The organism is Streptomyces sp. NPDC002446 (assembly GCF_053595675.1).
Genome location: NZ_JBSFYC010000087.1, coordinates 18,905 through 29,417, shown reverse-complemented (window position 1 = coordinate 29,417; position 10,513 = coordinate 18,905). Strand labels below are relative to the sequence as shown.

9 protein-coding genes are annotated in these 10,513 nt (G+C 66.4%); 5 read left to right on the top strand and 4 right to left on the bottom strand.

The window, feature by feature from the left end:
* Window positions 1-38: 38 nt before the first annotated feature.
* Both ACWD6P_RS32635 and ACWD6P_RS32630 read left to right on the top strand, forming a co-directional pair.
* A complete protein-coding gene (locus tag ACWD6P_RS32635) occupies window positions 39-947 on the top strand; it encodes a DMT family transporter (protein WP_451447804.1) in 909 nt (302 codons plus the stop codon).
* A 300-nt stretch (window positions 948-1,247) separates the two neighbouring features.
* A complete protein-coding gene (locus tag ACWD6P_RS32630) occupies window positions 1,248-1,457 on the top strand; it encodes a DUF1918 domain-containing protein (RefSeq protein WP_451447802.1) in 210 nt (69 codons plus the stop codon).
* 29 nt (window positions 1,458-1,486) lie between these two features.
* Here ACWD6P_RS32630 and ACWD6P_RS32625 read toward each other — a convergent pair whose 3' ends face one another.
* A complete protein-coding gene (locus tag ACWD6P_RS32625; RefSeq protein ID WP_451447801.1) occupies window positions 1,487-2,716 on the bottom strand; it encodes a glycoside hydrolase family 10 protein in 1,230 nt (409 codons plus the stop codon).
* A 159-nt stretch (window positions 2,717-2,875) separates the two neighbouring features.
* Between ACWD6P_RS32625 and ACWD6P_RS32620 the strand changes: the two genes are divergently transcribed.
* Window positions 2,876-3,745, top strand: coding sequence for a 3-hydroxybutyryl-CoA dehydrogenase (locus tag ACWD6P_RS32620; protein ID WP_451447800.1), 870 nt, complete (start codon window positions 2,876-2,878; stop codon window positions 3,743-3,745).
* 350 nt (window positions 3,746-4,095) lie between these two features.
* The gene (locus ACWD6P_RS32615) at window positions 4,096-4,332 is read left to right on the top strand and encodes a hypothetical protein (RefSeq protein ID WP_451447799.1); all 237 of its coding nucleotides are present in this window, start codon (window positions 4,096-4,098) and stop codon (window positions 4,330-4,332) included.
* A 172-nt stretch (window positions 4,333-4,504) separates the two neighbouring features.
* Here ACWD6P_RS32615 and ACWD6P_RS32610 read toward each other — a convergent pair whose 3' ends face one another.
* Both ACWD6P_RS32610 and ACWD6P_RS32605 read right to left on the bottom strand, forming a co-directional pair.
* Window positions 4,505-4,870 (bottom strand): hypothetical protein, encoded by a 366-nt coding sequence (locus tag ACWD6P_RS32610; RefSeq protein WP_451447798.1) that lies wholly within the window; start codon window positions 4,868-4,870, stop codon window positions 4,505-4,507.
* A gap of 748 nt (window positions 4,871-5,618) precedes the next feature.
* Window positions 5,619-6,509 (bottom strand): hypothetical protein, encoded by an 891-nt coding sequence (locus ACWD6P_RS32605; protein WP_451447797.1) that lies wholly within the window; start codon window positions 6,507-6,509, stop codon window positions 5,619-5,621.
* Window positions 6,510-6,744: 235 nt separating this feature from the next.
* Here ACWD6P_RS32605 and ACWD6P_RS32600 point away from each other — a divergent pair, with 235 nt between their 5' ends.
* Complete coding sequence (locus ACWD6P_RS32600; protein ID WP_451447796.1) at window positions 6,745-8,064, top strand: hypothetical protein; 1,320 nt, start codon at window positions 6,745-6,747, stop codon at window positions 8,062-8,064.
* 490 nt (window positions 8,065-8,554) lie between these two features.
* Here ACWD6P_RS32600 and ACWD6P_RS32595 read toward each other — a convergent pair whose 3' ends face one another.
* The gene (locus ACWD6P_RS32595) at window positions 8,555-9,727 is read right to left on the bottom strand and encodes a radical SAM protein (protein WP_451447803.1); all 1,173 of its coding nucleotides are present in this window, start codon (window positions 9,725-9,727) and stop codon (window positions 8,555-8,557) included.
* Window positions 9,728-10,513: the final 786 nt, after the last annotated feature.

Sequence of the window (10,513 nt, the reverse complement as noted above, 5' to 3'; positions counted from 1 at the left end):
GCCCGGCCACCACGACGTACGCGGAGAACATCGGGGTGATGGCCGCGACCCGGGTCTACTCGACGGCCGCCTACACCGCGGCCGCGACCCTGGCCGCCCGGGGCGCCCTGCTCGCCGCCCTCGGCGTCGCCTCCTTCTCGCTCACCTTCCCCGCGACCGCCTGGGCGCTGGAGGGGATGGGCCCCTGGACGGTGGTGATGCTGCGCAGCGTGCTGGCCGCCGCGCTGGCCGGCGGAGCGCTCGCGGTGTTCCGGGTGCGCCTCCCGGAGCGCCGCCACTGGGCGGGGATCGCGGTCGTCACGGGCGGGGTGGTCCTCGGCTTTCCGCTGCTGACCACGCTCGCCCTGGAGACCTCGACCACCTCCCATGCGGCCGTCGTGATCGGTCTGCTGCCCCTGACCACCGCCGCCTGCTCCGCCGTACGGACCGGCGCCCGGCCCTCCCGCACGTTCTGGGTCGCCTCGCTGATCGGCGCCGCCGTCGTCATCGGCTTCGCGGTGCAGCAGAGCGGCGGCGCACCCGGCCGCGGCGATCTGTTCCTGTTCGCGGCGCTGCTGGTGTGCGCGGCCGGCTACACGGAGGGCGGCCGGCTGGCCCGCCATATGCCGGGCTGGCAGGTGATCGGCTGGGCACTGGTGCTGGCGCTCCCGGTGACGGTGCCGGGCGCGGCGTTGGCGCTCTCCGGCGAGCCGCTGCAGCTGACGGCGCACGCCGTCGGCGGGCTGCTGTGGCTCGCGATCGGCTCGACCTTCCTCGGGATGGTCGTCTGGTACCGGGGCATGGCCGCGATCGGCATCTCCAAGGCGAGCCAGCTCCAGCTCGCCCAGCCGCTGCTGACGCTGGTGTGGTCCGTGCTGCTGCTGGGCGAGCGGCTGCCGCCGGCCGCTCCCGTGGCCGCGCTCGCGGTGCTGGCCTGCATCGCGGTCACCCAGCGGGCCCGGGGCTGACCGGCGGCGGTGCCGGGCGGGTCGGCGGACGGGTCGGCGGACGGCGGGGCGCACGGGCGACGCAGCGCATGGGCGGCACACCGCACGGGCGGGGCGGCGACGGGCGCCCGGAATCCGCCGACCGCCGCTCCCCGGGTGCGCGCCCCCGCTGCGGACGTAAACTTGCCGCGATGGCGCGTACCGCCGTCCGGGCCTTCCTCAGGTCCGTAAACCGTTGAAATCGTTGGCCGTTCAACCGCTCGGCCGCCGCGTCGTCGGCCGTACGGGTCGCATGGCCGCCCGAAGCGGGGAGGACCCCTGATGCACGCGACGAAGGGCGACCGGCTGGTGGTGCACGGCAGGACCGTCGGGCATCACGACCATGTCGTCGAAATCATCGAGGTACTGGGCACGAACGGCGATCCGCCCTTCCGCGTCCGCGACGAGAACGGGCATGAGTCGATCATGTCCCCGGGCCCCGACTCGGTCGTCAGGCACGCCAAGACCTCGGACATCAACCCCGGCCGCTGAGGAACCGCAGACGGGCCGCGGTACGGCCGCTACGGCCGTACCGCACTGCCGTAGTGCTCCCGCACCACCCGCGCCATGGCCCCGGCCCGGTCCTGCGCCACCTCCTTCGCCGAGAAGTAGACATGGCCGCCGACCTGCGGATAGCCGCGGGCGAAGGTGAGGTGGCGGGAGAGTTCGGCCGGGTCCTGCCATGCGGCCGGCCCGCCGCCGCCGGCCTTGTAGAGCGCCTCGCCGATGTAGAGGTCGACGCCGGTGCCCTCGACGGTCCGTGACCACCACGGCACCAGTTCGGCGTAGTCGGCGCCCTCGGTACCGAGGGGCCAGTAGACCTGCGGCACGATGTAGTCGAGCCAGCCCTCCCGCACCCAGCGGCGGGTGTCGGCGTAGAGGTCGTCGTAGGTCTGCACCCCGGCCCGGGTACGGGAGCCCAGCGGATCGGTGTCATGGTTGCGCCAGACGGCGAACGGGCTGACGCCGAACCGCACCCGGCGCCCGGCGCGCTCCCCGCCCTCGTCGAGCAGCCGCGCCATCTCGTAGACCATCCGGTCGACGTTGTCCCGCCGCCAGTCGTCCCGGCTCTCGAAGTCGCCGCCGTAGGCGTCGTACGCCGCGTCGTCGTCGAAGTGCCGGCCGGCCACCGGATACGGATAGAAGTAGTCGTCGAAGTGCACCCCGTCGACGGGGTAGCGCGCGACCGCGTCGAGCATCGCGTCCTGGACGAAACTGCGGACCTCCGGCAGCCCGGGGTTGTAGTAGAGCTTGCCGCCGTAGGGGATCGCCCAGTCCGGTTGCCGGCGCACCGGGTGGTCGGCGGCCAGCCGCCGCAGATCGGTGTGGTTGGCCACCCGGTACGGGTTGAACCACGCATGCAGTTCGAGATCGCGCTGGTGCGCCTCGCGGACCGCGAAGGCCAGCGGGTCCCAGCCGGGGTCGCGGCCCTGCTGCCCGGTGAGGTACTCCGCCCACGGCTCGTACGGGGAGGGCCACAGCGCGTCCGCGGTGGCGCGCACCTGGAAGAAGACGGTGTTGAGCCGGTGCTTGACGGCCGTGTCGAAGTGGGCGCGGAGCTCGCGCTGTTGCTCGGCGGGCGGCAGTTTCGGTCTGGAGGGCCAGTCCAGGTTGCCGACGGTCGCCAGCCACATGCCGCGCATCTCGCGCCGCGGCATGCGCCCCGAGGGCGCGCCCGCGCCCGTCGTCAGCAGCGCGGTGGCCGCGCCGAGCGCGGCCACCGCAAAGCCTCTTCGTGTGATCCGTCCCATCGAAAGTCCCCAGGTTGTCCGGTTCATCCTGCTCTGAGGGCTCAGAATGCCCGCCCCGGCGGCCGTAGCACAGCACCGCGCGGAGTAACGTCGGGACCGAGGCGGGCGTCGGACCCTTACGGCGTACCGCCGGTCCTGAAGAACAGCGAAAGGCACGAGGTGACGGACTCATTTGCCGACATTGCACGCGTCGGAGTGGTCGGCTGCGGCCAGATGGGCGCAGGCATCGCCGAGGTGTGCGCCCGCGCCGGACTGGACGTCATGGTCGCCGAGACCACCGGCGAAGCTCTGGAACTGGGCCGCACCCGCTTGACCAACTCCCTCGGCAAGGCCGCCGAGCGGGGCAAGATCACCACCGCGGAGCGCGATGCGACGCTCGGCCGGCTCAGCTTCACCACCGACCTCGGTGAGTTCGCCGACCGCGATCTCGTCATCGAGGCGGTCGTGGAGAACGAGCAGGTCAAGACCGAGATCTTCCAGGTCCTCGATCAGGTGATCACCCGGCCGGACGCGATCCTGGCGTCCAACACCTCGTCGATCCCGCTGGTGAAGCTGGCGGTCGCCACCTCCCGCCCCGACCAGGTCATCGGGATCCACTTCTTCAACCCGGCCCCGGTGCAGAAGCTGGTGGAGCTCATCCCCGCGCTCACCACCGCCGAGGAGACCATCAAGCGCGCCGAGGTCCTGGTGCACGACGTACTGGGCAAGCACGCCATCCGCGCCCAGGACCGCTCCGGCTTCGTCGTCAACGCCCTGCTCATCCCGTACCTGCTCTCCGCGATCCGGATGTTCGAGTCGGGCATCGCCAGCCGCGAGGACATCGACAACGGCATGGAACTGGGCTGCGCCCACCCGATGGGCCCCCTCAAGCTCTCCGACCTGATCGGCCTGGACACCGTGGCCTCGGTCGCCGAGTCCATGTACCACGAGTACAAGGAACCCCTGTACGCCGCTCCCCCGCTGCTCCAGCGGATGGTGGACGCGGGGCGGCTGGGGCGGAAGTCGGGGTCGGGGTTCTACTCATACTGAGCGAGTACGGCGACGCCGCCAACTGGCGCTGTTCAAGGGGGAATTCGCCCGGAACAGCGCCTAAGGCGGCGCCGTCGTCGAGTGGCTCGCGCGGCGCCTACCTAGCATCTCGCCCGCGCATCCTCGCCCGGCCACCACGGTCCGTCCGAGACACGACTTGGCGAGCTCATCAGCTGGTAAGGAAACAGTCCTGGCCTGGGACTTTGCGCCTTTCGGAGCTGTCAGGGCCTTTCCCTCCTACTCAGCGAAAAGTCCCTGGAATGTCCCTGGGACAGAGCTGAAAGTCCCTGAAAAATCCCTGGGAAGTACCTGGTTCGGAGCGACCCGACCGGGCGGTCGAGCCTGCGTCGGTGGTGCAGGCGAACGGGATTCGAACCCGAGACCTGCGCATTACGAGCTGTAGATCGTTCCTGACAACTGGTTCTAACCCGTGCCGCCCGGATGCTGTTTGTGCAGGTCACGGCACCGACAACTCACCCAACGCGCAGTACAGCGCACGCCTACGGGCCTGGCGCGGCGAGCAGGGCATCGTGCCCGAATGGACGTTCATGGACCCGTCCGCCGCGAGCTTCATCACGCAACTGTGAGCCGACGGACACCCCGGTGTCGCTCGCGCCAATGGCGATGTGCTCGACGGCATCCGCTCGACCGCAACTGCCCTCGAGTCCGGGCTGCAAGCCGGAACACTCGACTGACCCCGACAGGCAGACGGCGAACCTGCAAAATGCCCGCCGGGGACAGCAACGGATCACTCGCCGCTTAGCTCTCTTGCGGGCCGTACGAGGCGTTCCAACTTTCCTCGGCGTCCATCCCAGGCGGGACGATCACCGTGTCTGGGTTGCGGCCCGGCGCTACGGTGCCGGTGGATGCCAGGTTCAGGTCATCGTCAAAGATCAAGGCGTTGCCAATGCCGTTAGCGCCGATCATCCATCCAACGACCGGTGCGGCTCGGATCGTTCCGTCTCCGCTTCGCCATGCCTCGCGCCATCCTTCCGGCGCGGGGATAGCGGCGAACGAATGGCCACAGCTCTCCATTCCCTTAAATCCGGGGAGGTCGGCGGCCGGGACCAGGCCCCGGTCACCCATGACCAGCGCGTCACCGGTCTCGGGGTGCCACTCCTCCACTTCCCGAATCCGTCGCCCCCCTGGTCCAGGGCTCTCCTCGTACTTCGCGTACCACCCTTTGGGTCCATGCAGCATGGCCGCACCCTACGGGCGTCGCGGGTCGGTCCAACAGGGTGACCCAACTAGGGCATGTCTGACGGGCCCGGTTGGTTCTGCACCCGCAGACCGCCGTCCCGGCCGTGGCCCCGGACCCATCACGACGGTTTAACTGGCTTACTTTGAGGCGGCCTTGAGGGTGAATTCGCGAGCCTTCTCGCGGTAAGCAGCGCGGCCCACCGCGTACAGGTGCGCCGCCTCTACACTCAGCTCCTCGCCAGGCATGGAGCTCGGCTCCGTTCAGCAGCGCAGCGAGGGAGCGCAACACCTTGGACAGGTCCAGGCTCAAGCTCCAGGCGTCCTTGAGCACGCCCATTACCACAGCGCCACCCGCTAGGTTGATATGGCGAGGATCGGCTGCTGGCCTGGGGGGAGATGGGCCGTGGGAGACTGACGACGAGCAGGTGCAGGCCGAGGTCGACCGTGTCCTCAGCGCGACTGGTTCTCCCGTTCTTGATCCCTTCCCGCCGCCTTTCGTGCGCGGAGAGAACGACGATGCTGTAGAAAGGCAACCCACCAGGCGAGTCGGTCCCGCGAGTCCTTTGGGAGGGACAGTCTCGCGAAGCGGAGGGCATAGTGACAGCCAAGGAGGATGAGAGCCAGGATAAAGACGGCCCACCATGGCATTTGAGGGATTGAATTCTGCAAAATATCAAGAAGCACTGGAATCCCACCCCGTGATGCGCAGAGCAGCCTCGCCGAGTGAAATCTCGTAATCTCCGTCATGCTCAGCTAGCCGCGCTTCCCGAATTCCAATATTGGGATCAGTTAGAGCGAGCGCCACATCCGAGTGATACGGAAAACCATTCCAGGCTAGATTCCACATGCCGCCTTGCCCATACAAGCGCCGGTTGATGCCATTTGTCACCTCCTCTCGGATTTTTTCATCTTCTCCGGGGCGTTCCAGGGGGTCCCAGTACCAGTTGCCGACGGCCCAGGCTCGATCCTGGGCGTCGATGAGCGAGATCCTGACCATGAGCCCGGAAAGGAGCTTGCGGGCATCATCTGACATTTCAGGAATTCGAAGGAGCTCCGCATTCTCTTCATCACTGATGGGTTCACTCAAATTGGCGTAACGGCGAGGGTTGACCTTCCTGATAGCTCGCCCAGAGAATCCGGCAGGCTCTCCCGTGACGATCAGCTCGGCACCGGTAGGCAAATGCCGAGTTATAAAGGTTTCTTGCCCACGCTGCTCGACGAGGCGCAGCCCCGGAAGTCTTACCCTGCCTGCGGCCCTTCGAATGAGGTACCCAACCACATTCCTGGGAGTGTCGGCGATTAGAACTAGTCTGTTATGACGCGGCGAGGGGGTGATGGTGTACACGGTGAGGTTATGGATCGCCCAGTAGCCAGGCTGTCCGGCATCATAACCCGTATTGAATAACGCCAGGGCCAGAAGGGCACGGAGCTTCTCTTGCCCTGGATTACACGAATCCAGCCCGTGATCTCTGCTATTCGGGATTCCCGACAATGCCGCTTCGTAGCATTCCCCGGTAAAGCGCATCCGGGAACGTGCAGCCTTTTTCTTGCCTGAATTGGGCATGCTCAAGCCTCACTCGCCGCGCCGGTCGACGTTTGAGATGCATACCAACAAGGAAAAGACTCTGCCATTCCTTCGCAGAGTGGGCGCCCATACACCCGTGAGACGGCGCTTGTGGTACCGGGCCCACCGCCGGAGCTCCTGGTTCTCTGCGAACCAGCCGATCATTATCGGTACACGGCACCATACCCGACGCTGCTTCATGTCCGCGTCGAACGGGGCAAGTTGAGGGGTTCGGGTGTCTGTCTCCCCCGACATGGCCGAAGACCTGTCTGCTGGCGCGTACCGGCTGTACGCGGACGCCGAGGATCGGCTGCTCGGGATCGTGGCGCGGCAGCTCGCCGCCAGCTACGAGGCGCCGCAGGCCGCGGTCGAGACCGCGCGGCTGCGCGCTGGCGATGCAGACACCCCGTGCGAGATGGACGAGCGGCAGCTCGCGGACGCGATCGGATCGGGCCTGCCCGACGAGCGCAACCTCGACCGGGCAGCGACCGAGCTCGACCGCATTCGCCCCGGCGGGCAGCTCGTCGACGATCTCACCCCGTACAGCGACGCCAAGCTCGGCCGCGTGCTGCGCCACCTCGACGACGACCAAGTGCTGTACTTCGCCGCGGAGATGGACCGGCGCGACGTCGCCGCCCGCCTGCCCGAGGTACGGCCCGACCTGGTCGACCTCTCCGACGGGCAGCTCGCCGAGTTCCCCGCCGGACAACTCGCCGCCGGCCTCTCCCCGTTCGGCGACGACGTGCTCGGCTGGGCCGTGCGCTACACCTCGCCCGACGAGGCCGCGCGCGACGGCAACTCCAGAGACACAGAAGGAGAGCCCATGGCAGAGAAGGAAATAGCGATCCGTGCCGTGGCGCAGCTCGCTGACCACGTGCATTGGGTACGGGAGTGGCCCGGCAAGCCGACCTGGCGCGACCGGCTCCGCCGATGGGTGTACCCCGAGCGCTACCGCTTCGACCCGACCGCCACCCCGCCGAGACCCTGGGTCGACCGGCCAGCCGGGGCCTATGAGCGGACAGGTTGGCGCATCCGAGCGGCATACTTCGGATCCGACCTGGCTTTCGAGGTCGAGTACGTGGTCTGCGATCTGTGCGAGATCGGATGGGTGGAATCGCCTCACTCCTACGAGGGCTACACGCGCTGCGGCCTCGCCTCAGCCGCTCTCCGGTCTCTGCGCCGCGCTTACCGCGGAGTCCAGTGGCACACGGGTGGCGGGCACTTCCGCGAATCCGAGCCCTTCTGGGATTCCGTTAGCGTGGACGTTCCCGGCGGCTACACCCAGCGGGAAGGGGTCATCACGTCGAACCGTGGCAAGCGCAGTGAGCGTGAGCACGACCTCGCGCCGACCGCTACAAGGGTCAGGGGCTACATGCGACGAGACCCGGACGGACTGTCCGGGTCTCGTACGTCTTCGGGCTGCCTCTGGGCAGTCCGAGAGCGCCGGTGGGTGACCACAGCAACCAATAACCGCAACCCTTCCGCACGTCAACGCCAAGGCAAAAGCCCAAAAGGGAGGGTGACGGCTCGCGGAGCCTCAAAGCTCAGGGCCTGACCAACTCACCCAGCCCAGCGGATGAGTTACAACTTTCTCTACTGGTTCAAGGCCCGCGCACGGCGCGGGCGCGCGCCGCCTCTGCGGCGTGGCCTGCCTCCTGTCTCCGCCCCAGCTGGCCGCGCAAGGCGGCGCGCTCGGCGGCTGCGGGCATGAATGAAGTGGGAGACACCTTCTGTGGCTGGGGCGGTCGGCTCCACAGTCACCTGAAGGAACTGCGGGCACAAGCGCGCCCGCGGGCACGAAAGTTTGCCGCGGATCTGCGGCACGACCGCGTCCACGATCCAGCCCTTCGGCGCCCGCTGGTACTTCGGCGGCCGGTCATTGGCCACCGCCTTGCGCACCATATTCCGCAAGATCCCCAACTTCCGCCCGATCGCACGGACCGACATCTTCTCAGCCCGATGCAGTCGACGGATCTCCGCCCAGTCCTCGACGCCGATCACCATCCCGCCCGACCTGACTCAACGAGCCCGACCGCTCAAGAGGGTCACGATTCATCCGGTGGGGTGGTCCCGTTTTCCGCCGTTGCCGACACTCCTTTCCCCGCGCCTGGAAAAACATCTGCTCGAAAGCCTGATACTGCTTCGTCACCATGGTGATAGACCGCAGCACACAGATCAACTTCGGTTGAGTCGGCACCTTGCACAAGGTCAGCGGTGCACGGCGAACTTTGGTCGGCAAATCTGCAACTGTTACAAGGGAAAATCTTAGACCTATGGGCGAAGGTCTGTCGGCGATGCTCGAACTCACGAAAGATCTCGTGCTGTCGGGCATCCTCAGCGCTAACGTTGACAAGGTTGAGCTCCGCCTCACTCTCAGCGAGGCCGTTTTGTGGATCCTCTTCATATGACATGGCCGGGCATGGCAGGTGATTGCCTAGTAGATCGACATACCAATATCGGTCCGTGCCGCCGCAGGCGGTCGACGCTACGGCGGGATAGGGCAGAGCGAAGCGTCGATGCAGGTAGTAAGCCAGTGCGTGTGGCAGCTGAATATCGAGCTTCATGGTGCCTGTCAGCAACCACGTCGTAATCACGGCGCTATAGGCGTCTAGCAAGCTGCGATGTGTGAGATGTAGCTTGTCCCGATGTTCTTCAGCACGCCCGATGATCCGCACGTGCTTCACCGCCAGATTGTTCACTCCCAGCTCGTTGGCGAGTGTCACAATTCTACCGGCCTCATGCGCATTGCTCGCCGATAGGACGTGGGCCAGCTTCAGGTGCAGCTCACCGCCCTGGACTCTTGGCGTAGTGGCAAGTTCCTGAATGGTGCGCGTCGTGCGTGCGAATGTGCCACGGCCGCGTACAGCGTCATGGGTTGTCGCAGTTGCCCCGTCAAGGCTCACTACCACTTCTCGTAGCGCTGATTGCTCGGCCAGACGCATTAGAACTGCTCGAGCAATGCCGTTGGTGTTCAGACTGACCAACAGGCCCAGCTCGCCTGCATACTGAAGCAATTTCACAAGGTCCTGGCGATAGATCGTAGCTTCGCCACCCAAGATTGTGACCCACCGGGTGCCGGAGGTTGCCATCGTCGATAGGACGCGCTTGAGTGAAGCAGTATCGAGGCTGGGACGCGGCCTGTCCTGGTCGAGCCCGACTGAGCAGTGTGTACAGCGCAGGTTACATTCTCCGGTGGCATACAGCGTAACTGTCTGCATTGTGGTCCGGTACTCCTTAGCGGATACGTCGAGTGTTATCAGTCGCGGCATGCCCGGCCTATTTTGTGTCAGCTCGGGACGGACATTGAGACAACCCGGGTTGCGATTCCCGGGAAGGCCCGCCCGCCATTTCGTATAGATCGAGCTGACCCATGAAAGTTTCCGTCGGGACCTGCTCGAAGCCAACGTCGATCTACTGGCCCACGCTGGCCAGCTGCTTAGCACCCAGCCCACACACAGCATGGCCATCGCCGAGGTCTCACGCAGCAACGGGGCTCTCCATCTCAAACTACAAGGGGAGAACCTCGACCGCTGGATGTCTATGTCAACGGTCGGCCGCGCGCATCGGTGGACCTCCTCAATGGCCGGGCCGACGTTACGCTGCCGCAAGTCATCGGCGCGGGGTCGATTCGAGTGGACGGTTTCTCCTCTGGAGAGCTTGTGGCAAGCCGAGCACAACAGCTGGGGTAGTGAGGCCAGTCGCCCGGACTACTACTGGGTCAACGGCGCCGACTGGCGGCCGGAGGAGGAGCAGGAGCCTCGGCCGCAGACGTTGAAGGCGCTGTGGGAAGACGAGTTGGTCCAGGAAGCCGGCACTCACTCGATCCTGGACATCTTCCGAGTCGCGGGCCCTGAGGACACCCCGGACTACAACACCGTGGAACTGCGACGGCCGATAGGACGCGTGAACTACGGGGGACGGACGAGCTGCCCCGTGCGCACATCAAGGATTTCGACGTCTTCCCCCGGTCGCGCTGGATCGGCCGATGCGCGTTGCTCGATCAA